Origin of the sequence: Actinomycetospora cinnamomea, assembly GCF_003096675.1 — a bacterium.
GTDB classification, from domain to species: Bacteria; Actinomycetota; Actinomycetes; order Mycobacteriales; family Pseudonocardiaceae; genus Actinomycetospora; species Actinomycetospora cinnamomea.
The window spans coordinates 267,339-291,091 of sequence record NZ_QEKW01000003.1 but is presented as its reverse complement, the minus strand read 5'-3'; the positions used below and the strand labels follow the sequence as shown (position 1 = coordinate 291,091).

Annotated in this window: 21 protein-coding genes; 11 read left to right on the top strand and 10 right to left on the bottom strand. The window is 74.3% G+C overall.

Annotation, left to right across the window (positions count from 1 at the left end):
* The first annotated feature begins 90 nt into the window (after positions 1–90).
* The gene (coaE, locus tag C8D89_RS08340; protein WP_165825598.1) at positions 91–1,128 is read left to right on the top strand and encodes a dephospho-CoA kinase; all 1,038 of its coding nucleotides are present in this window, start codon (positions 91–93) and stop codon (positions 1,126–1,128) included.
* Here coaE and C8D89_RS08335 read toward each other — a convergent pair whose 3' ends face one another.
* Entirely contained in the window at positions 1,129–1,653 is a 525-nt protein-coding gene (locus C8D89_RS08335; RefSeq protein ID WP_116707628.1) for a DUF402 domain-containing protein, read from the bottom strand.
* A gap of 87 nt (positions 1,654–1,740) precedes the next feature.
* Positions 1,741–2,250 (bottom strand): ribonuclease FAU-1 family protein, encoded by a 510-nt coding sequence (locus C8D89_RS08330; protein WP_116707627.1) that lies wholly within the window; start codon positions 2,248–2,250, stop codon positions 1,741–1,743.
* Positions 2,251–2,325: 75 nt separating this feature from the next.
* Here C8D89_RS08330 and uvrB point away from each other — a divergent pair, with 75 nt between their 5' ends.
* From uvrB to C8D89_RS08315, 3 genes are all read left to right on the top strand, one after another.
* Complete coding sequence (gene uvrB / locus C8D89_RS08325) at positions 2,326–4,533, top strand: excinuclease ABC subunit UvrB (protein ID WP_243417945.1); 2,208 nt, start codon at positions 2,326–2,328, stop codon at positions 4,531–4,533.
* A gap of 74 nt (positions 4,534–4,607) precedes the next feature.
* Positions 4,608–5,018: a metal-sulfur cluster assembly factor gene (locus C8D89_RS08320; protein ID WP_116707626.1), complete on the top strand. Its 411-nt coding sequence runs from the start codon at positions 4,608–4,610 to the stop codon at positions 5,016–5,018.
* Positions 5,015–6,025 carry an amidohydrolase family protein gene (locus C8D89_RS08315; RefSeq protein WP_116707625.1) on the top strand — a complete coding sequence of 337 codons (1,011 nt, stop codon included), beginning with the start codon at positions 5,015–5,017 and terminating at the stop codon, positions 6,023–6,025. The genes C8D89_RS08320 and C8D89_RS08315 overlap by 4 nt, the downstream gene beginning before the upstream one ends.
* A gap of 23 nt (positions 6,026–6,048) precedes the next feature.
* On the opposite strand, the gene C8D89_RS08310 is transcribed toward C8D89_RS08315, so the two are convergent.
* Positions 6,049–6,696 (bottom strand): UdgX family uracil-DNA binding protein, encoded by a 648-nt coding sequence (locus tag C8D89_RS08310; RefSeq protein WP_116707624.1) that lies wholly within the window; start codon positions 6,694–6,696, stop codon positions 6,049–6,051.
* Positions 6,693–8,333 carry a peptide ligase PGM1-related protein gene (locus tag C8D89_RS08305; protein WP_133251844.1) on the bottom strand — a complete coding sequence of 547 codons (1,641 nt, stop codon included), beginning with the start codon at positions 8,331–8,333 and terminating at the stop codon, positions 6,693–6,695. Before C8D89_RS08305 ends, C8D89_RS08310 begins: the two co-directional genes overlap by 4 nt.
* A gap of 284 nt (positions 8,334–8,617) precedes the next feature.
* Between C8D89_RS08305 and C8D89_RS08300 the strand changes: the two genes are divergently transcribed.
* From C8D89_RS08300 to C8D89_RS08280, 5 genes are all read left to right on the top strand, one after another.
* Positions 8,618–9,877: a GAF domain-containing protein gene (locus tag C8D89_RS08300; RefSeq protein ID WP_116707622.1), complete on the top strand. Its 1,260-nt coding sequence runs from the start codon at positions 8,618–8,620 to the stop codon at positions 9,875–9,877.
* Between the two features lie 51 nt (positions 9,878–9,928).
* On the top strand, positions 9,929–10,984 hold the full coding sequence (locus C8D89_RS08295; protein WP_116707621.1) for a 2,3-butanediol dehydrogenase: 1,056 nt from the start codon (positions 9,929–9,931) through the stop codon (positions 10,982–10,984).
* Positions 10,981–11,763 (top strand): acetoin reductase, encoded by a 783-nt coding sequence (locus tag C8D89_RS08290; protein ID WP_116707620.1) that lies wholly within the window; start codon positions 10,981–10,983, stop codon positions 11,761–11,763. Before C8D89_RS08295 ends, C8D89_RS08290 begins: the two co-directional genes overlap by 4 nt.
* Positions 11,764–11,858: 95 nt before the next feature.
* Positions 11,859–12,464 (top strand): bifunctional nuclease family protein, encoded by a 606-nt coding sequence (locus C8D89_RS08285; protein WP_116707619.1) that lies wholly within the window; start codon positions 11,859–11,861, stop codon positions 12,462–12,464.
* A gap of 176 nt (positions 12,465–12,640) precedes the next feature.
* Positions 12,641–12,928 (top strand): hypothetical protein, encoded by a 288-nt coding sequence (locus tag C8D89_RS08280; protein ID WP_116707618.1) that lies wholly within the window; start codon positions 12,641–12,643, stop codon positions 12,926–12,928.
* Here C8D89_RS08280 and C8D89_RS08275 read toward each other — a convergent pair.
* Both C8D89_RS08275 and C8D89_RS08270 read right to left on the bottom strand, forming a co-directional pair.
* Positions 12,925–13,272, bottom strand: coding sequence for an MmcQ/YjbR family DNA-binding protein (locus C8D89_RS08275; RefSeq protein ID WP_116707617.1), 348 nt, complete (start codon positions 13,270–13,272; stop codon positions 12,925–12,927). The genes C8D89_RS08280 and C8D89_RS08275 overlap by 4 nt on opposite strands.
* A complete protein-coding gene (locus C8D89_RS08270; RefSeq protein ID WP_116707616.1) occupies positions 13,259–14,170 on the bottom strand; it encodes an alpha/beta fold hydrolase in 912 nt (303 codons plus the stop codon). The genes C8D89_RS08275 and C8D89_RS08270 overlap by 14 nt, the downstream gene beginning before the upstream one ends.
* Positions 14,171–14,254: 84 nt before the next feature.
* Here C8D89_RS08270 and C8D89_RS08265 point away from each other — a divergent pair, with 84 nt between their 5' ends.
* Entirely contained in the window at positions 14,255–16,201 is a 1,947-nt protein-coding gene (locus tag C8D89_RS08265; protein WP_116707615.1) for an ATP-dependent Clp protease ATP-binding subunit, read from the top strand.
* A 9-nt stretch (positions 16,202–16,210) separates the two neighbouring features.
* Here C8D89_RS08265 and glmS read toward each other — a convergent pair whose 3' ends face one another.
* The 4 genes from glmS to C8D89_RS08245 form a co-directional block, all read right to left on the bottom strand.
* Positions 16,211–18,022: a glutamine--fructose-6-phosphate transaminase (isomerizing) gene (glmS, locus tag C8D89_RS08260; RefSeq protein ID WP_116707614.1), complete on the bottom strand. Its 1,812-nt coding sequence runs from the start codon at positions 18,020–18,022 to the stop codon at positions 16,211–16,213.
* A gap of 26 nt (positions 18,023–18,048) precedes the next feature.
* Positions 18,049–18,306 carry a hypothetical protein gene (locus C8D89_RS08255; RefSeq protein ID WP_116707613.1) on the bottom strand — a complete coding sequence of 86 codons (258 nt, stop codon included), beginning with the start codon at positions 18,304–18,306 and terminating at the stop codon, positions 18,049–18,051.
* 282 nt (positions 18,307–18,588) lie between these two features.
* Entirely contained in the window at positions 18,589–19,431 is an 843-nt protein-coding gene (locus C8D89_RS08250; RefSeq protein ID WP_116707612.1) for an ABC transporter permease, read from the bottom strand.
* Positions 19,428–22,337: an alpha/beta fold hydrolase gene (locus C8D89_RS08245; protein WP_243417944.1), complete on the bottom strand. Its 2,910-nt coding sequence runs from the start codon at positions 22,335–22,337 to the stop codon at positions 19,428–19,430. The genes C8D89_RS08250 and C8D89_RS08245 overlap by 4 nt, the downstream gene beginning before the upstream one ends.
* 288 nt (positions 22,338–22,625) lie before the next feature.
* On the opposite strand from C8D89_RS08245, the gene C8D89_RS08240 reads away from it, so the two are divergent.
* A complete protein-coding gene (locus tag C8D89_RS08240) occupies positions 22,626–23,735 on the top strand; it encodes a TerC family protein (protein ID WP_116707611.1) in 1,110 nt (369 codons plus the stop codon).
* Positions 23,736–23,753: the final 18 nt, after the last annotated feature.

Below are 23,753 nucleotides of genomic sequence, written 5' to 3'. Positions count from 1 at the left end.
AGCGGTGCGACGCAAGGGGCACGAGCGACGCACCGTACGGTCTCGACCCCGGGTCGAGTGACGCGCCCGCCCGGTGGGCAGACTGGCGGGGTGTTGAGGCTCGGGCTCACCGGCGGGATCGGGGCGGGGAAGTCGACGGTCGCGGAGACGTTGACCGACCTGGGCGCGGTGGTGATCGACGCCGACCGGATCGCCCGCGAGGTCGTCGAGCCCGGCACCGAGGGCCTGGCGGAGGTCGTCGCCGCGTTCGGCGAGGGCGTCCTCGACGCCGAGGGCGGGCTCGACCGTCCCGCGCTCGGGCGGATCGTCTTCGGCGACGACGCCAGGCGACAGCAGCTGAACGGCATCCTGCACCCGCGCATCGGCGCGCGGACCGCGGAGCTCGTCGCGGAGGCCCCGGACGACGCGGTGATCGTCCACGACGTCCCGCTGCTGGTCGAGAACGGGATGGGCGCGGCGTTCGCGCTGGTCATCGTGGTCGACGCGCCGGTCGGCGTCCGCGTCACGCGCCTCGCCGACACCCGGGGGATGAGCGTCGAGGACGCCCGCGCGCGGATGGCCGCCCAGGCCGACGACGAGGCGCGCCGCGCGGCCGCGGACGTCTGGCTGGACAACGCCGGCGCCGCGGGCGCGCTGCGCGAGCAGGTCGAGCGCCTGTGGAACGAGCGCCTGGTGCCCTTCGCCCAGAACGTCGAGCACGGCTGGGCCGTCCCCGCGCCGACCGAGGTCGTGGCGCCCGCTGACGACCGCGAGCTGGTGGGCCGGCGTCTCGCCGCCCGCCTGGCCGTCGCCGGCGGGGAGTCCGTGCGCCGCGTCGAGCACGTCGGCGCCGGCGCGGTGCCCGGCCTGCCCGCGCCGGACGTCGTGGACCTGCTCGTCGAGGCCGACCGGCCCGGCAAGGAGCTCGCCGAGGCGCTGGCCGCCGCGGGCTTCCCGGCCACCGGGCCCGGCCGTCACGGCTCGGCCGACCCCGCCCGTCCGGCGCGCGTGCTGGTGCTCGACGCGAAGGACCGGCGCCAGGCGAAGCGGGCGCGGTCGATCCTGCAGAGCCGGGACCTGGCCCGGGCGGACCCGGGGCGGGTCGCCTCCGATCCCGCGGCGGTCCGGGCCGAGCTCGCGCTCGACTGATCAGGTCGTGACGGGCCCGATCCCCAGCGACGTCGTCCAGGCGTCGAGGTCGTGCCGGGCGTCGCCGAGCTCGCCGAGCACGCGGTGCACGGTGCTCATGGCCTCGTCCGCGTCGGCGGGGGAGAGGACCCCGCCGGCGACGGCGGCGGCGAAGTCGGCGTCGTGCGCGACGCGGGCGGGACGGCCGGGGGCCACCTCGAGGCCGAGCAGCAGGTCGGTGCACCGCCACTGCGGGCCGTCGACGACGATCCGCACCGCGCCGATCTCCGTCGTGACCGCGGACGGGTCGCCCGACCGCGGGGACCGTCGCCGGAGGCGCACCCCGTGGTCCGGGACGAGCCAGCACGTCTCGGCGAGGACGAAGGGGTCCTCGGGGCTCAGGACCGTGGTCCGCAGGTAGCGATCGGCCACGTGCCATCGATCGAGGGCCTGCTCGAGGACCTGCTCGGGCGCGAGGGGGAGGGTGCGGGTCGCGCTGCGCGTGTCCACGACCTCGACCAGCTGGCGGGAGACGACCGGGCTCACGGCGCAGGACCCTAGGCCACCCGTCAGGGGGACGGGGAAGCACCCCCTACCCGAACGACAGCGGTGTCATTCCTGCAGTGATGCAGATCACACGGGCCAGGTCAGGGCGATGCCGTGGGTCGCCAGCCAGGACTCGAGATCGTGGCCGTGCTCGGCGAGGCCCGCGAGCGTGCGGTGGCTCGTGGTGAGTGCCCGTTCCGCGCGCGGGGGGTCGAGCAGACCGGCCGCGACCGCCTCGGCGAGCTCGTCGAGGTCGAGCACCTCGGTGCGCTCGCCGGTGTGGACGACGAGGTCGACGTAGTGGTCCTCGGTGCGCCAGACCTCGCCGTCGCGGCTGACGTCGACGATGTCCAGGTAGTGGTCCTGCATCCGCTCGTACCCGGGGAGCCACGTGAAGTCGGTGACCCGCAGGCCCAGGTCGGGCAGCAGCCACGAACGCAGGTGGGTCAGCGTGGGGTGGTCGGGCATGGGGCGGCTGAGGTAGAGCCCGTGCGGCGCCTCGCGGTAGAGGTCGACCGCGCGCACGAAGCCCTTCGGGTCGGTGTTCGTGCCGGCCGCGACGTCGAACGTCTCGAGCTTGGGCGGGTGGATCCCCACGGTGGGCGACCATAGTGCCGGGGGCGGCCCCGAGCCCGACCACCGTTGTCGGGGGGCGCGGTTAACCTCGATCCCATGGCGTTCGCGACAGAGGTCCCCGGCTCGGCCCGCGACGGGGACAACCCCGAGGGGCTCCCCGAGGACGCGCTCGCGCACTCCGAGTTCCGCCCCGTGGGCGAGATCGAGCGCACCGGGGGCCACTTCGAGGTCGTCAGCCCGTACGACCCGGCGGGCGACCAGCCCGCGGCCATCGACGAGCTCGAGCGGCGTGTCAAGGACGGTGAGCACGACATCGTGCTGCTCGGCGCCACCGGGACGGGCAAGTCGGCCACCGCGGCCTGGCTCATCGAGCGGGTGCAGCGCCCCACGCTGGTGATGGCGCCCAACAAGACGCTGGCCGCCCAGCTGGCCAACGAGCTGCGCGAGCTGCTGCCGAACAACGCGGTCGAGTACTTCGTCTCGTACTACGACTACTACCAGCCCGAGGCGTACATCGCGCAGACCGACACCTACATCGAGAAGGACTCCTCGATCAACGAGGACGTCGAGCGGCTGCGCCACTCGGCGACCTCGAACCTGCTCTCGCGCCGCGACGTCGTCGTGGTCGCGTCGGTGTCGTGCATCTACGGCCTCGGCACGCCGCAGTCCTACCTCGACCGCTCGGTCGCGCTCGCCGTCGGCGACGAGCTCGACCGCGACCAGCTGCTGCGCGCGCTGGTCGACGTGCAGTACACCCGCAACGACATGGCCTTCGCCCGCGGCACGTTCCGGGTGCGCGGCGACACCGTGGAGATCATCCCGGCGTACGAGGAGCTCGCGGTCCGCATCGAGTTCTTCGGCGACGAGATCGAGGCGCTGTACTACCTCAACCCGCTCACCGGCGACGTCGTCAAGCAGGTCGACGACGTCCGCATCTTTCCGGCCACCCACTACGTCGCCGGTCCGGAGCGCATGGAGAAGGCGGTCAAGGCCATCGAGGCGGAGCTCGAGGAGCGCCTGGCCGAGCTCGAGCGCCAGGGCAAGATGCTCGAGGCCCAGCGGCTGCGCATGCGCACCACCTACGACATCGAGATGATCCGTCAGGTCGGCTTCTGCTCGGGCATCGAGAACTACTCGCGCCACATCGACGGCCGCGGGCCGGGGACGGCGCCGGCCACGCTCATCGACTACTTTCCGCGCGACTTCCTGCTGGTCATCGACGAGTCGCACGTGACCGTGCCGCAGATCGGCGGCATGTACGAGGGCGACATGTCGCGCAAGCGCAACCTCGTCGAGTACGGCTTCCGCCTCCCGTCGGCCACCGACAACCGCCCGCTGACGTGGGAGGAGTTCGCCGACCGTATCGGTCAGACCGTCTACCTGTCGGCCACGCCGGGCGACTACGAGATGCGCATGGCCGGCGGCGAGTTCGTCGAGCAGGTCATCCGGCCCACCGGCCTGGTCGACCCGGAGGTGGTGGTCAAGCCGACCAAGGGCCAGATCGACGACCTCGTGGGCGAGATCCGCACGCGGGTCGAGAAGGACGAGCGGGTGCTGGTCACCACCCTGACCAAGAAGATGGCCGAGGACCTCACCGACTACCTGCTCGAGCTCGGCATCAAGGTCCGCTACCTGCACTCCGAGGTCGACACCCTGCGCCGGGTCGAGCTGCTGCGCCAGCTGCGGTCGGGGGAGTACGACGTCCTGGTCGGCATCAACCTGCTGCGCGAGGGTCTCGACCTGCCCGAGGTGTCGCTGGTCGCCATCCTCGACGCGGACAAGGAGGGCTTCCTGCGCAGCGAGCGCTCGCTGATCCAGACGATCGGCCGCGCGGCGCGCAACGTGTCCGGCCAGGTGCACATGTACGCGGACACGGTCACCGAGTCGATGCAGTACGCCATCGACGAGACCAACCGGCGCCGCGAGAAGCAGATCGCCTACAACACCGAGCGCGGGGTCGACCCCCAGCCGCTGCGCAAGAACATCGCCGACATCCTCGATCGCGTCTACCGCGAGGCCGAGGACACCGAGGAGTCGGTCGAGGTCGGCGGGTCGGCGCGCAACAGCTCGCGGGGCCGCCGCGCGGCGGGCGAGGCCGGGGGCCGCGGCAGCTCGGGCATCGTCGAGCACCGCGACACCTCGGGCATGGCCCGCGCCGAGCTGGCCGACCTCATCCAGCAGCTCACCGACCAGATGATGGCCGCCGCGCGCGACCTGCAGTTCGAGCTGGCCGGCCGCCTGCGCGACGAGATAGCCGACCTCAAGAAGGAGATGCGGGGGATGGACGCGGCCGGGGTGAGCTAGCCCCGACGGCTGCTCGTGCACGGCGCTCGCCCGGCGGTCTTCCCTGACTGAGATGTAGGTCACACAATCGTCGGATGGATGAGTCGTCCGCCGCGGCGGTCCCCGCTGTACCGCCCTGGGCCGCCGAGGCGCTCTCCGAGGTCTACGACCCCTGCTGCCGGGACAAGGGCATCTCCGTGGTCGACATGGGGCTGCTGCGCTCGGTGTCGGTGCGCGAGGGCCACGCCCGGGTCGAGCTGCTGCTCACCTCCGGGTGGTGCCCGTTCGCGTCCCGCGTCCTGACCGACGTGCAGCAGGTGGTCGCCGACCAGCCGGGCGTCGCGTCGTGCGAGGTCGAGATCGTCTGGGACGAGGCGTGGACCAGCGACCGGCTCTCGGAGTCCGCGGTGCGCAAGCTGCGGTTCCTCCCCGAGCCCGCCGCCGTCGCCGACCGCGACGCCTACGTCGCCAGCCACCACCGCACGCCCGAGGAGACCACCTCATGATCGGTGACGCGTTCGTGTTCGACGGGGTCGCCCACCCGTTCAACTTCGACCCGAAGAACGCCTTCAACCGGGACGGCGAGCTCTTCGCCAACCACATCTACGCCTTCCACAACGCGCTGACCCCGGACGACGAGCCCAAGCTGCCCCCGGAGGAGTTCCTGCGCACCTGGACGCCGTCGGAGATCCACGAGATGGTCTACGGCCGGTCCGACACGGACATGCTCGTGGCGATGCCCCTGCCGTTGACCGACCTGTTCCGGGACGGCCTCTCACCGTGGGAGGAGTGCGCGGAGCTCGCCGCGCAGGACCCCGAGCGCACGGTCTTCTGGGGCTCGGTCAACCCGCTGGAGGGGCGCAAGGCGCTCGACCTCATGGAACGGCAGGTCGGGGAGTTCAACGCGCGGGCGTTCAAGTTCTACAACGTGCGCTACGACTTCGGCGCGCCGGTGCCGTGGCGCATGGACGACCCCAAGGTCGCGTTCCCGATCTTCGAGAAGGCGCAGCAGCTCGGGGTGAACCTCATCGGGGTGCACAAGGGTGTGCCGCTGGGCCCGCAGCCCGTCGAGCACACCCAGACGTGGGACATGGACGGGGCCGCGGCGAACTTCCCCGACATCAACTTCGTGATCTACCACGTGGGCCTGCCGTTCCTCGACGAGGTCTGCTGGCAGCTGATCCGCTACCCGAACCTGTACGCCTCGCTCGCCGCCACGATCAACTTCGTGGTCCGGTCACCACGGATGTTCGCGGAGATCCTGGGCAAGCTGCTGTTCTGGTGCGGCGAGGACAAGATCGTGTACGGGTCGGAGGCGCCGATCTGGGAGCCCCAGTGGGCGCTGCGGGCCTTCCGTGACTTCACCATCCCGCAGGACCTCTGCGACGGCTACGGCTACCCACAGCTCACCGACCAGGCGAAGCGAAAGATCCTCGGCGAGAACCTGCTGCGGCTGCACGGCATGGACCCGGCGGAGACCGTGGCGCGGCTCGGGCGCGCTCCGCAGCACTGAGCTGAGCTCTCGCCACGCCGCGGTCAGGCGTGCAGCAGCTCGCCGGCCCGGCGCAGGTCGGCGACGAAGCCCGCGAACATCTCGTCGCGGTCCTGCCCGCGGTCGGGATCGGCCCGCAGGATCGCCGACGGGTGGATGGTGGGCACGAGGGTCAGGTCGTTCCACGGCCGCGGTTCGCCGCGCTCGGCGGTGATGCGGAACTTCGGGCCGAGCAGCGCCTTGCCGGCGGTCGCGCCGAGGGTGAGCAGCACCTGGGGCCTCACCAGCGCCAGCTCGGCGTCCAGCCACGGCCGGCAGGCCCGGATGTGGCCCGCCTTCGGGGTCTCGTGGATGCGCCGCTTGCCGTGGTAGCGGAAGTTGAAGTGCTTGACGGCGTTGGTGACGTAGGCGTCGTCGCGGGCCACGCCGGCCTCGTCGAGGGCCTCGTCGAGCAGGCGCCCCGCCGGCCCGACGAACGGCGCGCCCTGCCGGTCCTCCTGGTCGCCGGGCTGCTCGCCGACCATCACCAGCCGCGCCGACCTCGGGCCGGCGCCGAACACGGTCTGCGTCGTGTCCTGGTGGAGCTCACAGCGCGTGCACCCCGCGGCCTGCGCCCGTAGGGCATCGAGGTCCGGCGGCAGCTCGGTGGTGGTGTCGGCGTCGGCGCCGAAGAGGTCCAGCGGCTCGGTCACCGGCCCGGGGTGCCCGCGACGGGACGTGCCCCAACACGTGGACCCACCTCGTCCGCCCCCTCCGCCGGGCTGCGCACGATGGGCACGGTGGGCACGGTGGGCACGGTGGGCACCGTGGGCACCGTGGGCACCGTGGGCACGGTGGGCACGGTGGGCACGATCGAGCGTGCCGCCGCCTCGACCGCGGCCACGGCGCGGCGGTGGTGCTCGGCGGCGTGCTCGGGCGAGCCGCCGATGGCGGTGAGCCCGAACCGTCCGTCGATGGCGAGGCAGGACAGCATGTGCAGCACGACGCCGGCGCCCGAGCGGGGGTCGAACCCGACGCCGGCCCGCCTGACGGCGTCGATGACCGTCGCGGGCGGGAGCCCCAGCCAGGCCTCGTCGACGAGGTTGTCGGTGCAGACGTACGCGCGGGTGGTCCCGTCGTGGGCGACCCAGGCGCCGCGCTCCGTGTCGTAGCGCCCGGGCACGAGGTTGCGCAGGGCGGTGTACGGGTGGGTGGTGCCGCCCTTGCGGAGGTTGATCTCCAGGGCGTGGATCTCCCAGCGGCCGGAGGCGTCGCGCGCCGCCATGAAGTCCACGCCGGCCCGGCCGACGCAGCCGCGGGCGGCCAGCTCGCGTCCCACGGCCAGGGCGTGGGCGGCGATCTCCGGGGCGTAGGCCGGGTCCGCGGGGAACCGGCACCCGGTGTAGACCTGACCGCCCGCCCCACCGAGGACCTGGTCGTGGGTGGCCAGCACCCGCACGTCCCCGGACGGGGCGAGATCGATCTGGGCGCTGGGGCTCGCGATCACCGGCGCGGTGACCAGCTCCTCGACGATGCCGCCCGCCCGCAGGTCGACCAGGTACGACGGGGACAACGCACCGACGCGGGCCCGGACCTCCTCCCGGCCCGCGCCGTCGGGCAGCGGGACGACGGCGTTGCCGGCGCCGGCGCCGCTGTCGTCGAGCTTGACGACCACGCCGCTCAGCCCGGGCCGACGACGCGCGATCGACTCGACGGCGCCGACGACGTCGTCGACCGTCCGCACGTCCTCGCACCCGGCCGGCGTCGGTACGCCGGCCCGCGCGAGGAGGCGCCGGCCCTCGCTCTTCGAGCCGAGGTGGCGCAGCCGGGGTGAGGTGCCGTTGATCGGTGCTCCGAGTCGTCGTGAGACCTCGACCTCGTCCTCGGTGACGTTCCACGGTTCGATGAGCGCCGGGCGGTCGCCGATCAGGTCGCGGAGCCGCTCGAGGAGGTCGGGACGGTCGAGCAGCTTGGCCGCGACCGACCGGGCGGACGCGTCGGGCACCGTGACCACCCGCCAGCGCCGACGGGCCGCCGCGCGGCGGTGGGACGGGAGCAGGTCCGCGTAGTGCTCGAGGATCTCGGCGTCGGGCGCCTGCGAGCTGACGAAGACCATCTCGCAGGACGGGATGACCGACGTCGCGAACAACGCCAGCAGGTAGCGGTGCTCGAGGGCCGGGATGCGGTCGGCGTAGTGCGACAGCAACGACTCGCCCAGGCTGTAGGAGGGCAGCGCGATCACGACGTGGTCGGTGGTCGACGCCGGGGTGTTGACCGCGAGTACCGAGCCCAGCCGGCCCTGGACCTCCTCGGATCCCTGCCCCACCCCGGTGGCGTCCGTCGTCGTCATCGTGCACCCCCATGGGTCCTTTCCCTGACGGTGCCTGCGGGCATCGCACTGCGTAAAGAGAGGTGGCGTCAGAAGAGGGAGTCCGTCACCCGTATAGCCGTACGCAGGAGGACGACTAGTAGCGGCATGGGTACTCTCCCGGCCTCCACAGCGGGTCCGCCGAAGAAGGGGGGTCCGGAAGGGTGACGGGCGGGACCCTCGGGGACCGCGGGCGGACTCTATGGCGCCGCTCACCACCGCTGCCTAGGCTGCGGCAGGGGCCGCGGGAGGTCGAAGGGTTCGGGATGACGCACGAGGGCGACGGCATCTGCGCGGTCACCCGTTCCACCGACCTGCGCCGCCACGCCCGCCTGCTCCACCAGGCCCACGACGCGCGGCTGTCGGGCAGCCGGCCGACGACGCCGCTGCGGCGCGTGGTCAGCCGCTCGTGGGACCGCGTGCTGTCCTACGGGGTCGCCCCCGACGGGCGCTCGCTCGACGACCCGGCGCCCCCGGAGGTCGTGGAGCGCCGGCGTGCGGAGTCCCCGATCGCCGGCGTCCTGCCCCAGTTGCGCGCGAGCCTCACGGCCGTCGCCGAGGACGCCGAGCACATCATGGTGATCACCGCGGCCGACGGCTTCGTGCTCTGGCGCGAAGGGGCGCTCCGCGTGGGGCGTCTCGCCGACGACCTGGGCTTCCTGCCGGGCGCGGACTGGACCGAGGCCTCGGTCGGCACGAACGCCATCGGCACCGCGCTCGCCGAGCACGCGTCGGTACAGCTCTTCTCCGCCGAGCACTTCGTCCGCGCCCAGCATCCCTGGACCTGCACGGCGAGCCCGATCCACGACCCGCGCACCGGCGAGATGCTCGGTGTCGTCGACCTGTCCGGGCCCGCGCCGACGGTCCACCCGACGACGGTCGCCCTCGTCCACACCGCCGTGCGGCTCGCCGAGACCGGGCTCTGGGCCGCGCACGAGACCCGCCTCGACCGGCTGCGCGCGGTGGCCGCACCCCTGCTCGCCCGCGAGACCGGCCCGGCGCTCGTCGTCGACGACCACGGCTGGGTGGCCGCGGCCACCGGGCTGGCGCCGCGCGACCGGGTGGCCGTCCCGCGGGCGGGGGAGGCGCTGCTCGTGCACGGCCTGGGCGCCTGCCTGCCCGACCGCGTCCCCGGGGGCTGGCTGCTGCGGCCGTCGAGCTCGGCCGGACCCGGGTCGACGCGGCTGCGGCTGGACCTCGACGCCGACCCGCCGGGTGCCGTCGTCGAGGGCCGCGAGGCGTGGCGACACGCCCTGGGTCGGCGCCACCTGCAGATCCTGGCGTTGCTCATGCGGGCGGGCAGCGACGGCCTGGACGCGGCGGCGATCAGCCGCGCGCTCTACGACGACGCCGACCACCTTGTCACCGTGCGTGCCGAGCTGTCGCGGCTGCGCCGCGTGCTCGGCGGGCTGCTCGCGGCCCGCCCGTACCGCATCGCGCCGGGTGTGGAGGTCGTCCCGCCGTCACCGACCGACGTCGCCCGACTCCTCGGTGACGCTGCAACACCGCTGCAACCCTGGCCGTGATCGGGCTCACCCTCGTGGGATGACGGTGAGCCGATCGCACGAGGAGGACCCATGAAGGCTGCGCGGTTCCACGGACGCGAGGACGTCCGCATCGAGGACCTCCCGGAACCCCGTCCGGGACCGGGCCAGGTCCAGGTGGCCGTCGAGTGGTGCGGCATCTGCGGCACGGACCTGCACGAGTTCGAGGACGGCCCGATCTTCGCGCCGACGCCGCAGTCCCCGCACCCGCTGACCGGCGGGGCGGTGCCGATCACGCTGGGTCACGAGTTCTCCGGCGTGGTCGCGGAGGTCGGCGAGGGCGTCTCGGGCGTCTCGGAGGGTGACCGTGTCGTCGTCGAGCCCTACGACGTGTGCGGGCACTGCGTCGCGTGCCGCGCCGGGCGCTACAACATCTGCCGATCGCTGGGCTTCATCGGGCTCGACGGCGACCAGGGCGGCTTCGCCGAGAAGATGGTCGTCGACCAGCGGTGGGTGCACTCGATCGAGGGCCTGTCCACCGAGCAGGGCGCGCTCGTCGAGCCGCTCGCCGTCGGCTACCACGCCGCGAAGCTCTCCGGTCTGCAGCCGGGGCAGACCGCCGCGGTCTTCGGGTCGGGACCGATCGGGCTGGTCACCGCCGCCGCGCTCAAGGCGGTGGGCGCCGGGCAGGTCGTGGTGATCGAGCCCGCCGATGCCCGCAAGGCGAAGGCGCCCGGCGCCGGCGCCGACCACGTCCTCGACCCGACCGAGGTCGACGTGCCCGGCGCCATCCGCGACCTCACCGACGGCGCCGGGGCCGACGTGACGTTCGAGTGCGCCGGCCTCGACCCCGTGCTCGCCCAGGCCGTCGCGTCCACCCGGCCCGGCGGCACCTGCGTCAACGTCTCCATCTGGGGCCACCCGGCGACGTTCGACGTGAACTCGCTGGTGTTCTCCGAGATCCGCCTCATCGGCTCGCTCGCCTACGCCGGGCGCCACCCCGAGGTCATCGACCTCATCCGGGACGGCGTCGTCGACGTCGAGCAGTTCATCACCGGCCGCATCCCCCTCGACGACATCGTCGACCGAGGCTTCCGCGAGCTCATCGACCACAAGGAGACCAACGTGAAGATCCTGGTGCACCCGTGACCGCCGCGGGGACGCGCGTCGCCGTCGTCACCGGCGCCGGACGCGGTATCGGCGCCGCCATCGCCCGCCGCCTCGCCGGCGACGGGCTCGCGGTGATGGTGTCGGACATCGACCCGGACACGGCCCGCTCGGTGGCGCAGGAGATCACCGACGCCGGCGGGCAGGCCGCGTCCGTGGCCACCGACGTCGCCGACAAGGACGCCTGCACGGCCCTGGTGGCCGCTGCCCGCGAACGGTTCGGCGCGATCGACGTCATGGTCTCCAACGCCGGCATCGCGCAGGTCAAGACGCTGCGCGAGGTGACGCCCGACGACCTGCAGCGGATGCTGTCGATCAACGTGGGCGGCGTGCTGTGGTGCCTGCAGGCCGCGGCCGAGGCGATGATCGAGCAGGGCCACGGCGGGAAGATCATCAACGCGGCGTCGATCGCCGGCCACCAGGGCTTCGACCACCTCGGGCACTACTCGGCGTCGAAGTTCGCGGTCCGCGCCCTGACCCAGGCCGCCGCCAAGGAGCTCGCCGGGCACGGCATCACCGTCAACGCCTACTGCCCCGGCATCGTCGGCACCAGGATGTGGGACGAGATCGACGCAGGTCTCGGCGGCTACCTGGGCACGGGCAAGGGGGAGGCGCTGGCGCAGTACTCGCAGCTCATCGCGCTGGGCCGCGTGCAGACGCCCGAGGACGTCGCGTCGTTCGTGTCGTACCTCGCGAGCAGCGACGCCGACTACATGACCGGGCAGGCGGTGATGATCGACGGCGGGATCGTCATGGTGTGACCACCGAGTGCGGGCCGTTCGGCCCTGGGCGTGCGGCGGGTGCGGCGCGCAGGGTGGAGGGCGGACACGGGACGTCGAGGGACGAGGACGCGCCGATGACGGATGGCGTGATGAAGCGCGTCGACCTCGTCGGCCTGCACGTGGAGGCGATGTCGGGCACGCCGCTGGTCATCCTGCGCGAGCAGGAGGCGCCGCACCGCGTGCTGCCGATCTTCATCGGCGGGGCGGAGGCGACGTCGATCGGGATCGGGCTCAGCGGCCACCCGCCGCCACGGCCGCTCTCGCACGACCTCATGGCGGCGCTGGTGGAGGCCCTGCACGCACGGGTGGACGCGGTGCACGTCACCGGGCTGCGCGAGGGCGCGTTCCTCGCCGAGCTCGCCGTGACCGGACCGGACGGCCCGCGACGGCTCGACGCGCGGCCGTCCGACGGCGTCGCCCTGGCCGTGCGGGTGGGCGCGCCGCTGTACGCCAGCGCGGACGTGCTCGACGAGGCGGGCAGCGTGCTGCCCGACCGGCCCGACGAGGAGGCGATCGAGCGGGCGGTCGCCGAGTTCCGCGGCCACCTCGAACGTCTCGACGCGGAGACCCTCTCCGCGGCGCTCGAGGAGCCGGAGCACCCCGAGCCCGGGTCGACGCCCGAGCAGGAGCCACCGTCCGACCCGGACGACGACCCGCCGCGCGAGGGCCCCTCGAGTTGACCATCACCGTGGCGGGGGTAACATCCCCGCCGTGATCGCGCGTCGAGAGGTAGTACTCCGGCGCGCCGGGTGAGCCAGGTCCCCGGCGCGCCCGTTCCGCTCGCCCCCGTCACGCGAGGCTGAGCCCCGAGGCCTGGCTCGGATCCCCTTTCCACGGATCCCCAGGAGCACCCGCCGTGACCACGCTCGAGCCGGCCCGCACCACCCCCGCCCCGCGTCGCGCCTCCCGGCTGCCGCGCCCGTTCACCATCCTCACCACCGGCGGGATGCCGGGGGTCATGGACCTCGCGTCGGCGCTGTGCTCGTTCGGCTACCGCGTCCCGGACTTCTCGGTCGACGTCCACGAGGGCGTCAGCTGCTCGTGCGTCCAGTGCACCGTTGCGCTCACCAGCGCGGAGTGCGCCGAGTTCGCCGACCGCGTCCGGACGCTGCCGGGCGTCCTGTCGGTCGAACCGAGCTGCTAGGCCTGCTCGGCGTCGTGCGCCCGGACGACGGTCCTGGGCGCACACATCCGCCACGCGTCGGTGACGAGCTCCGTGAGCTCCCGCTCGTCGATCGTCGCCAGATGGACGTGGATCCAGCGGTGGCGCCGGTCTCCGACGCCGGGCAGCGTGAACTTGTGCGGCTCGGCCGCGATCGCGGCGTCGCGCTCCTCCCTGGGGAAGGCGCAGCCCATGGTCTGCTCGTCGCGCGAGAGGGCGACGTGGACGAACCGCCCGACGTTGAACCGCACCTGGTCCTGCACGAGCCGCTCGGTCGTCCCCGGCAGCCCGGTCGCGATCTCACGGACGTCGTCAGCGGTGACCATCGTGCGCCGATCGTGAGGGCTGCCCCGAGAGGGCGAGCATGGCGGTGGCGACGTCGTGGGCCGCGGTGTCGCGCAGCGCGGTGCCCATGGCGTCGAGGACGAGCAGCCGCGCGGCCGGGATCGCGGCGGCGAGGGCCTGGCCGTTGCCGACCGGGAAGAACGGGTCGGTGCGCCCGTGCACCACGAGCGTCGGCAGCGTGAGCTCGCCGAGGCGCTCCCGCCAGCGCGGCGCGCAGTCGAGCCGGGCGAACACCGTGCCGAGGTGGTTCGCCTGCTGCACCGCGGGTGCGCTCGATCGTGCGCGGTCCCAGACCCGTGCCGCGGTGGCGCGCGCCTGCTGCGGATCGTTGCCCAGCAGGTCGGCACCGTCGGCGGCGAACGCCGCGACGGCCGCCCGGTCGGTCCAGTCGGGCATCGGCCGCGAGAACAGCGCGGCCATGGTCGTCGCGTCGTGGTCCGGCAGATCGTCGTCCACGGGGCCGGGCGCGACCGGTCGGGTGCCCACCAGCGTCAGCGCGGAGAACGCGTTCGGGTGATCCAGCGCAGCGACCTGGGCGACCATCCCCCCGACCCCGACGCCCCCGAGATGAGCGGTGTCCGCGCCGAGCGCGCCGACGAGCGCCGCCGCGTCGGCGGCGAGATCGCGCAGGTCGTAGGCGGGCGCATCCGGGTCGAGGGTCGTCGACGCTCCGCAGTCGCGCAGGTCGTAGCGGACCACCCGCCGGCCGCCCGCCGCGAGCTGCTCGCACAGCGCATCGGGCCACGACAGCATCGTGGGCCCACCGGCCAGCAGCACGAGCGGATCGTCGTCGCGGCCGAAGGTCTCGACGCCGAGTTCGACGCCGTCCGCGCGCACCGTCGTGCCGGGTGCCTGCCGGTCGGTCTCGCGGTCGCTCATCACCGGCTCCCTGCGGTCGGTAGTCCCGAGGAAGTACTATCACATACTTAACCAGGACTACAGCCCTCGGCGCATGATGGTCGGGTGAGCGACGACGCCCGCCGGGGCCCGGAACGGGACGACCGGTCGAACCCCCTCGAGGACCTGATCGGCAAGCTCGTCGAGGGCATCGGCGACCTCGGGAGCGGGGGCTTCGGCGGCCCGTTCGGCGACGACCGCGGCCGCGACGACGGGCCACCGACGTCGCGGCGGGCCGGTACCCGCACCCCGGTGCTCGACCGGTTCGGGCGCGACCTCACCGCCGCCGCCCGCGTGGGGCGCCTCGACCCGGTCGTCGGCCGGGAGCGGGAGGTCGCGGCGGTCCTGGAGATCCTCGGGCGCCGGACGAAGAACAACCCCGTGCTCGTCGGCGACCCCGGCGTCGGCAAGACCGCGATCGTCGAGGGGATCGCCGCGCGGATCGCGGCCGGCACCGTGCCCGGCCCGACCGGGCGGCGGGTCGTGGCGCTCGACCTCGCCGGGCTGGTGGCCGGCACGAAGTACCGCGGCGAGTTCGAGGAGCGGCTGCGCCGCCTCGTCGACGAGGTCACCGCCACCGACCGGGGCGTCGTGCTGTTCCTCGACGAACTGCACACGGTCGTCGGGGCGGGCGCCGGCGTCGAGGGGACGATGGACGCCGCCGACATCCTCAAGCCGGCGCTGGCCCGCGGGGAGCTGCAGGTCGTGGGCGCGACGACGCTCGAGGAGTACCGGCGCCACGTGGAGTCCGACCCGGCGCTCGAACGGCGGTTCGCACCGATCACCGTCGACGAGCCGTCGGTCGACCAGACCGTGGCGATCCTCGACGGCCTGCGGACCCGGTACGAGGAGCATCACGGCGTCCGCCTGCCCGAGGACACCCGTCGCGCCGCCGTCGAGCTCACCGCCCGCCACGTCCGCGACCGCTTCCTGCCCGACAAGGCGATCGACGCCCTCGACACGGCGGCCGCCCGCGTGCGGCTGCGGCGCGCCGAGGACCCGGGAGCGTCGGCCACGGTGACCGTGGCCGACGTGGCCCAGGTCGTCGCCGACCGCACCGGCGTGCCCGTCGCCCACCTCACCGACTCCGAGCGCACCCGCCTGCTCGGGCTCGCCGAGCACCTGCGCCGGCGCGTGGTGGGCCAGGACCATGCCCTCGAGGCCGTCACCGACGCCGTGCTCGCCGGGCGCGCGGGGATGGGCCAGCCCGGGCGGCCGGTGGCGTCGTTCCTGTTCGCGGGCCCGACCGGGGTGGGCAAGACCGAGCTCGCCCGGGCGCTCGCCGAGGCGCTGCACGGGTCCGACGAACGCCTCGTGCGCCTCGACCTCGGCGAGTTCCGGGAGGCCCACACCGTCAGCCGGCTCACGGGCGCGCCCCCGGGCTACGTGGGGCACGATCGCCCGGGCGAGCTCACCGAGGCGTTGCGCCGAACGCCGTCGTGCGTGGTGCTGCTCGACGAGATCGAGAAGGCGCACCCCGACGTGCTCGCGCTGCTGCTCGGGGTGCTCGACGCCGGGCGGCTCACCGACGGGCGCGGGCGGACCGTCTCGTTCGCCGACGCCGTCGTGATCATGACGAGCAACCTCGGCTCCTCGGCCCTGGCCGAGGACCGCGACCCCGACGCTGCCCGCGAGGCGGTCCTCACGGCGCTGGCCCGGGCCCTGCGCCCGGAGTTCCTCGGCCGCGTCGACGAGGTCGTGCTGTTCACCCCGCTGTCCGCCGACGACCGCCGGGCCGTCGTGGAGCTCTTCCTCGACGGCACCCGCGAACGCCTCGCCGCGCAGGACGTGGGGCTCACGGTGACGCCGGCGGCCGTCGACGCGCTGGTGGTGCGCGGGCACGATCCGGCGCTGGGGGCGCGGCCGATGCGCCGGGTGGTCACCCGCGAGGTGGACCGGGCGCTGTCCCGCCGGATCGTCGCCGGCGCCCTGCGGCCGGGGGGCCACGCGACCGTCGACGCGCCCGACCCCGAGGGTCCGCTGACGATCGAGGTGGGCCTCCGGCCCACGTGAGCAGCGCACCTACTCCACGGTCACGCTCTTGGCGAGGTTGCGGGGCTTGTCGATGTCGCGGCCCAGCACCGCGGCGCAGTGATAGGCGAGGAGCTGCAGCGGGACCCCGAGCAGGATCGGGTCGAGCTCGGGTTCGAGGCGCGGGACGCGCAGGACGGCGTCGGCCAGTCCCTCGGGCAGGTCGGCGTTCGTCACCGCGATCACCGGCCCGCCCCGGGCCCGGATCTGCTCGATCGTGCTGACGTTCTTGGCCACCAGCTCGTCGTCGGGCACCACGACCACGCACGGCATGGACGCGTCGACGAGCGCCAGCGGCCCGTGCTTGAGCTCCGCCGCCGCGTACGCCTCGGCGTGCACGTAGGAGATCTCCTTGAGCTTCTGGGCGCCCTCGCGGGCCACCGCGGCCCCCCGCACCCGGCCCAGGTAGAACATCGACCGCGCGTCGGCGTAGCGGCGGGCCACCGCCTCGACCTCGTCGGACGAGGCCAGGGCCGACTCGACGGCGTCGGGCAGCCGGCGCAGCCCCTCGACCAGACGGGCGCCGTGCGCCGGGGACAGGTCGCGCACCCGCCCGAGCAGCAGCGCCAGCAGCGCGAACGACGTCGCCATCGAGCTGAAGGCCTTGGTCGAGGCGACCGACACCTCGGGGCCGGCGTGCAGGAACATGCCCGCGCCGCACCGGCGCGCGATCGCCGAGCCGATGACGTTGACGACGCCGACGACCCGCCCGCCCTTGCGCTGCAGCTCCTCGACCGCCGCGAGGGTGTCGATGGTCTCCCCGGACTGGCTGACCGCGACGTAGAGCGTGGTCGGGTCCACCAGCGGGTTGCGGTAGCGGAACTCGCTGGCCTGCTCGGCGTCGGCGGGGATGCGGGCGAGCTCCTCGACGAGCCCGGCACCCATCTGTCCCGCGTAGAGCGCCGACCCGCACCCCAGGAACGTGACGCGGCGGATGCCGCGCAGCTCGCGCGGGTCGAGCCGCAGCCCGTCGAGGCGCGCGGTGGCGAACCGGTCGTCGAGCCGCCCGGCCAGCACGCGGCGCAGCGCCGCCGGCTGCTCGTGGATCTCCTTCGACAGGAAGTCGGGGTGGCCGCCCAGCTCGTAGTCCTCGTCGTCCACGTCGACGGTGGTGGGCGGGCCGAGCCGCGAGCCCTCGTAGCCGGCCGCGGTGAGGGTCGCGATCTCGCCGTCGGCGAGGAAGATCACCTGACGCGTGTGCCGCACGAGCGCGGCGACGTCCGAGGCCACGAACATCTCCCCGTCGCCGAGCCCCAGCACGATCGGGCTGCCGTTGCGGGCCACGACGAGCTCCTCGGGCCGCCGCGCGTCGAGCACGACGAGCCCGTAGGTCCCCTCGACGCCGCGCAGCGCCTCCCGGACCGCGTCCTCGAGCGAGCTCGCCCCGCCGTCCAGCGCGCGGGCGATGAGATGGGGGAGCACCTCGGTGTCGGTGTCGGAGCGCAGCACCACGCCGTCGGCGACGAGCTTCGCGCGCAGCTCGTCGGCGTTCTCGAGGATGCCGTTGTGCACGACGGCGATGCGGTCGGACGCGTCGGTGTGGGGGTGGGCGTTGCGCTCGCTCGGCTCGCCGTGGGTGGCCCAGCGGGTGTGGGCGATGCCGGTGCGCCCCGCGGCGTCCTCGTCACCCACGGCGGCGCGCAGGTCGTCGACCCGGCCCACTGCCCGGGTCGTGCGCAGCGCCTTGCGGTGCGCCACGGCCAGGCCGGCCGAGTCGTAGCCGCGGTACTCCAGCCGCGTCAGCCCGTCCACGAGGATCCTCGTGGCCGGGCGCGGGCCGACGTATCCGACGATGCCGCACATGGCGGGCCTCCTCCTGCTCTCGATGGTCAGCCGTAGACGATGCGTCGCAGGCGCCGCTCGCTGACCGGCCCCGGCGCGACCGGGCGGTGCGCGAGCTCGTCGGCGATCACCGTCCAGATCTCGGCGTTGCGACGGTCGCGGGCCTGCAGCTCCCGGTGGCGCCGGCGCACGAACTCCTCGGTGGTCTCCGAGTAGAAGGCGACGACGTCGGCCACCACGCGGGCGGCGACCTCCCCGGGCAGACCCGTCGTCGCGGCGACGTGCCGCACGAGCTCGGGGTCCATGGCCGGCAAGACTGCCGGGCGGGCAAGCGCGAGGGCCAGGATTCTGCCCGCTTTCGGGCAGGGCATGCGCCGTCCGTTGGAGGTCGTGGCCCGGCCCGACGCGCGAGGGGCACGTTGGGCATGATCGTCCGGCGTCGGGGCCTGCGGCACGTGCCCCTCGTGCCGCGACACGCCCGGGCGCACCGTCGCTGGTGATCGATGTGGCGTTTCTGGCGTGGAACGCCAGCAAAGCCGCATTGCTCGCACACCCCGTGTGCGCCGGCGGCGGGTGCCGTCGCCGGGCTAGCTGGTGATGTCCTTGCGGCGGAACCACCAGACCGCGGTGGCGCCGAAGGCGATGCACCATACGAGGGCGGAGAGGACGCCGCGGGCGAGGTCGCCGCCGTCGACGTCCAGGGTGAGAAGGTCGGCGAAGGCGAACACCTCGTGGGTGGGCAGCAGGTTGCGCAGGCTGCCCAGCGCGTCGACCGTGTCGAGGATCTGCGACAGGATCGAGATCAGCACCGCACCGCCGACCGCGCCGAGCGGGGCGTCGGTCACCACCGAGAGCAGCGTCGCGACCCCCGCGACCCACAGCAGGTGCACCGCGAGGTAGGCCACGGCCAGCACGATGCGCACCAGGGCCGTGCCGTAGGGCAGCGACTCGCCGGTGGGGGAGAGGTAGTCGCCCGCCCCGTAGACCAGCGTGCCGAGCAGCACGGCGACCAGCGGCAGCACCACGAGCGTGGCCAGCGAGAGCAGCGCGGCCACGATCGCCTTCTGGCGCAGCAGGCGCACGCGCGGCACGGGGATCGCGAGCAGGTAGCGCAGCGACGACCACGACGCCTCGCTGGCCACCGTGTCGCCGAAGAACAGGGCGACGACCACGACGAACAGGAAGCTCGCCGACGAGAACAGCGCGAAGACCGCGAAGTTCACCCCGGAGGCCTGGGCCAGGTCGGTGAGGCTCGTGGCGGCCGCGCCCTCGTCGGGGGCGTCACCGACCGAGAAGGCGATCCAGAGGATCACCGGCAGCAGGGCGAACAGCGCCAGCGTCACCTGCGTGCGGCGGCGTCGCCACTGGCGGGCGAGCTCGACGCGCACCGGCAGGGTGCGGGATCCGTCCCCGGGCGTGGTCACGGTCATGCGCGCGGGCCCCCCTCGTCGATCAGTGCCAGGAACGCGTCCTCGAGACGGCGGCGGGGTCCGACGCCCCGGACGTCGTGGCCCGCCTCGACCAGCGCGCGGACGACGTCCGCCCGGTCGCTGCCGTGCAGGTCGACGAGCACGACGTCGGCGTCGCCCGGATCGGGCTCGACGCCCATCCCGTTGCGGCCCCGCAGCACGCTGACCGCCTCGTCGCGGCGGGTGGGGTCGACGGACACCGCGACCTGCCCGCCGGCGACGAGCTCGGCGACCTCGCCGGTGGCCACGACCCGGCCGCGGTGCATGACGACGACGTGGTCGCAGGTCTGCTCGACCTCGGCGAGCAGGTGGCTCGACACCAGGACGGTGCGCCCGGTCCCGCGGGCGTACGACCGCAGCACCTCGCGCATCGCGTGGATCTGGGGCGGGTCGAGGCCGTTGGTGGGCTCGTCGAGCACGAGCAGGTCGGGCAGCCCGAGCATCGCCTGGGCGATCGCGAGGCGCTGGCGCATGCCCTGGCTGTAGGTGCGCACCGCGCGGTCGACCGCGTCGCCGAGCCCGGCGATGGCCAGGGCCTCGTCGACGCGGGCCTCGTCGCGCGGGCGCCCGGTCGCCGCCCAGTAGAGCTCGAGGTTGTCGCGACCCGTGAGGTGCGGCAGGAACCCCGCGCCCTCCACGAACGCCCCGACCCGCCCGAGCACCGGCGCTCCGGCGACGACCCGCCGACCGAAGATCCGCAGCTCGCCGGCGGTCGGGGCGATGAGGCCGAGCAGCATGCGCAGTGTCGTCGTCTTCCCGGCGCCGTTGGGTCCGAGCAGCCCGAGGACCTGGCCGCGCTCGACGCGGAAGGAGACGTCGTCGACGGCGACCAGGCCGCTCGACCACGACTTCGACAGCCCACGCACGACGAGCGGGACGTCGGCGAGCCCCTCGGAGAGGGCGAGCGCGCCTCCGGGCTCGAGGTCGCGGCGCCGGCGGCGAGCCGCGAGCACCCGGGCGACGAGCCAGGCCACGAGCACCCCGAGCAGCAGGACGCCGGCGGTGACCAGCGGGGCGAGGGGCACCGAGGTGCCGCTGCGCACGTCCCCGGGCACGGTCGGCACCGCCAGCGCGGCCGTGCCGTCGGGCCCGGCGAGCCCGATGCGGTGCACCGCCGGCTGCTCCGCCGCGGCGTAGGCCTGGTCGGTGGTGCTGACGACCACCTCGAGGCGGTGGCCGGCGGCGAGCGTGGCGACCACCGCGGGCAGGCTGACCGTCACCTCGGTCGGCGTCGGCGTCGTGGCGGGCAGGCGGATCGGAGACACCGCGCTGCCCAGCAGCGTCCGGGTGCCCGGCGCGCCCCCGCCGGCGTCCCCGCCTGCGGCGACGTCGTAGACCTTGGCGAACAGCACCGGCTCGCCCGACGCCCGGCCCGGCACCGCCGCCACCGCGAGCCGCACCTGCGGGGCGCCGGCGACCACAATGCGCGCGGGCAGCGGGTCGGTCGAGAACCGCGCGGCCTGGCCGGGCAGGTCGGTGGCCAGCCGCCCGAGCAGGGCCCCGGCACCACCCGAGCCCCCGCTCGAACCGCCGCCGGGGCCGCCCCCGGAGCCGCCCGAGCCCCCTCCCGAGCCGCCACCGTCGTCGTCCCCGCCACCGGTCGCGCCGCCCGCCAGCCCTGACAGCCCCGGCACCGAGGAGATCGCGGCGGGCAGCCCGCCGGCGGGGGCGACGACGTCCTGGGCCTCGCCCCGCAGCGGCATCGCCTGCCGCGACGCGCCGGCGGTGCCGTCGAGGCCCGGGTAGGCGGCGGCGGTGATGGTGCGCTGGGTGGGCGCGCTGCGGGCCTGCACGCCCGAGGGCACGACGTAGGTGAACGCGGTGCCCGGATCGGGCGCGGTGCCGGCGAGGTGGTGGTCGAACCAGGCCTGCATCCGCGCCGTGGTGCGCCGGTCCGGGCCGCCGCCGTCGTGCCCGCCGGCGAACCAGCTGACCGCGACCGTCCCGCCGCCCGCGGCGATCTGGCGTGCCGTGGCGTCGGCCTGCTCGAGCCCGAACAGCGTGTCCCGCTCGCCCTGGACGAGCAGGGTCGGCGCGGTGATGCGGCCGGCGACGCTCGCGGGCGAGGCCCGGTCGAGGAACGCGGCGAGCTCGGGCGGCTCGCGGCCGGTGGTGATCGCCGAGACGTAGCCCGCGCAGATCTCGGGGAGGAACCGCCCGCACACCTGCGGCGGGGCCTGCTCCTGCCCGGGTGCGGGCCGCGAGCCGCTGCCGAAGAACAGCGCCGCCCACGCCCGCTTGAACACCCCGTCCGGGGCGGCGGCGCTCGCGGCGGCGGTGGCGGCGGGGACCTCGCCCGCGCGGCCGGGGAAGAGGGCCTGGCCCAGGTCGTTCCAGGTGATCAGCGGGATCGTGGCGTCGACGCGCGGGTCGGTGCCGGCGAGCAACAGGGCCAGCGCGCCGCCGTAGGACGCCCCGGTGACGCCGACGCGGGGGTCGCCGGGCGCGTCCCGGCGGACCTCCGGGCGCGCGGCGAGGCGGTCGACGAGCCGGCGGGCGTCGGCGACCTCGTACTCCGGGGAGTTCAGCGCGATCTGCCCGGTGCTCTCGCCGAACCCGCGCGCCGACCAGGCCAGCGCGACGTAGCCCCGCTCGGCCCAGCCGCGTGCCTCCGCGGCGACGGAGTCCTTGCTGCCCCCGAAGCCGTGCGCGACGAGCACGGCGGGCGCCGGCTCGGTCGTCGCGGGGAGCCAGAGCGTGGCGTCGAGGGTCTGGGGCTGGTCGCCCGCCGGCCCGTCGCGGACCTCGATGCGCAGGTCCTCGCTCCGAACATCGCCACCGGGCGCCGGCGCGGCGGCGACCGTCCCGGCACCGAGCAGGAGGGCGGTGAGCACGACCCCGAGGACCCGGAGCGGGCGGCTGATCACCCGCGCCACGCTATCCCGGCCGGTGCGAGTCGGTCGTGAGCGACCGGTCGGGGCCGATGTCGGGTGGGGCGCCGTGGGCGGCGCCACGCAGGGCGGCTGCGCGTCGCGCGCAGGCGGGTGACATGCTCGGTGGCGGAGGGGAGTATCCCCGCGCGCCGGCCTCGTCAGCACGGCCACCGGTCCACCGGTGCCCGGGGCCGCCGGCCGCCCGCGACGACCGACGGGCGGCGGGAGAGACCTCCGGAGGCTTCGTCTGCCCTGATGCCCCGGAGATCGGAGATCCCTCGCATGACCGTGCCCTTCTGGGTGTGGGCCCTCACGATCGTCGGCCTGCTGGCCGTCCTGGCCCTCGACCTCGCGATCGTCGGCCGCCGGCCCCACGAGGTGGGCGTGCACGAGGCCGGCCGATGGGTGGCCGTGTACGTCGCGCTCGCCGCGCTGTTCGCCGTCGGCCTGTTCCTGGTGGCCGGGCAGGACGCGGCGACGGAGTTCGTCGCGGGCTACGTCACCGAGTACTCGCTCTCGGTCGACAACCTCTTCGTCTTCCTGCTGATCATGAGCGCGTTCGCGGTGCCGAAGGTGCTCCAGCACCGCGTGCTGCTGTTCGGCATCCTCATCGCGCTCGTGCTGCGCGGCGCGTTCATCCTCGCGGGCGCGGCCGTGGTGTCGCGGTTCAGCTGGGTGTTCTACCTGTTCGGCGCCTTCCTCGTGCTCACCGCGATCAAGGTGGTGACCGGCGGCGACGAGGACGAGGAGTTCCGCGAGAACGCCGCCCTGCGCCTCGTGCGCCGCGTCCTGCCGGTGACCGACGACTACGTGGGCTCGCGGTCGTTCGTCCGCCGGCCCGACGGGCGGGGGCGCCGGCGGATCTGGGTCACGCCGATGCTCATGGTGATGCTCGCGATCGGCATGACCGACCTGCTGTTCGCGCTGGACTCGATCCCCGCGATCTTCGGGCTGACCCGCGACCCGTACATCGTGTTCACGGCGAACGTGTTCGCGCTGATGGGGCTGCGCCAGCTCTACTTCCTGCTCGGCGGCCTGCTGGCCAAGCTCGTGTACCTCTCCTACGGGCTCGGCGTGATCCTCGCCTTCATCGGGGTCAAGCTCGTCCTCGAGGCCCTGCACACCAACACGCTGCCGTTCCTGAACGGGGGCGAGCCCCTCGACGTCCCCGTCATCGGGATCGAGGTCTCGCTGGCCGTCATCCTCGGTGTGCTGCTCGTCACGACGATCGCGAGCCTGGTGAAGGTGCGGTACTTCCCGGGCCTGCCCGAGGAACCCGACGGCGGGACCGACGGGCCCAGCGACCTGGACCGGACGGCCGACGACCGGTCCGCGGAGACGCCCTCGGCGCCGGCGGGGTCGCCGGACCCGGCCGCGAGCCCGCGCTCCTGACCGCCTCACCACGGGACC

Bases quoted from the DNA above. Each gene is read 5' to 3' on its own strand.
- uvrB (WP_243417945.1), top strand. From the start codon at position 2,326: ATGGCGTTCGCGACAGAGGTCCCCGGCTCGGCCCGCGACGGGGACAAC.
- C8D89_RS08320 (WP_116707626.1), top strand. From the start codon at position 4,608: ATGGATGAGTCGTCCGCCGCGGCGGTCCCCGCTGTACCGCCCTGGGCC.
- C8D89_RS08315 (WP_116707625.1), top strand. From the start codon at position 5,015: ATGATCGGTGACGCGTTCGTGTTCGACGGGGTCGCCCACCCGTTCAAC.
- C8D89_RS08305 (WP_133251844.1), bottom strand. From the start codon at position 8,333: ATGACGACGACGGACGCCACCGGGGTGGGGCAGGGATCCGAGGAGGTC.
- C8D89_RS08300 (WP_116707622.1), top strand. From the start codon at position 8,618: ATGACGCACGAGGGCGACGGCATCTGCGCGGTCACCCGTTCCACCGAC.
- C8D89_RS08295 (WP_116707621.1), top strand. From the start codon at position 9,929: ATGAAGGCTGCGCGGTTCCACGGACGCGAGGACGTCCGCATCGAGGAC.
- C8D89_RS08285 (WP_116707619.1), top strand. From the start codon at position 11,859: ATGACGGATGGCGTGATGAAGCGCGTCGACCTCGTCGGCCTGCACGTG.
- C8D89_RS08275 (WP_116707617.1), bottom strand. From the start codon at position 13,272: ATGGTCACCGCTGACGACGTCCGTGAGATCGCGACCGGGCTGCCGGGG.
- C8D89_RS08270 (WP_116707616.1), bottom strand. From the start codon at position 14,170: ATGAGCGACCGCGAGACCGACCGGCAGGCACCCGGCACGACGGTGCGC.
- glmS (WP_116707614.1), bottom strand. From the start codon at position 18,022: ATGTGCGGCATCGTCGGATACGTCGGCCCGCGCCCGGCCACGAGGATC.
- C8D89_RS08255 (WP_116707613.1), bottom strand. From the start codon at position 18,306: ATGGACCCCGAGCTCGTGCGGCACGTCGCCGCGACGACGGGTCTGCCC.
- C8D89_RS08250 (WP_116707612.1), bottom strand. From the start codon at position 19,431: ATGACCGTGACCACGCCCGGGGACGGATCCCGCACCCTGCCGGTGCGC.
- C8D89_RS08240 (WP_116707611.1), top strand. From the start codon at position 22,626: ATGACCGTGCCCTTCTGGGTGTGGGCCCTCACGATCGTCGGCCTGCTG.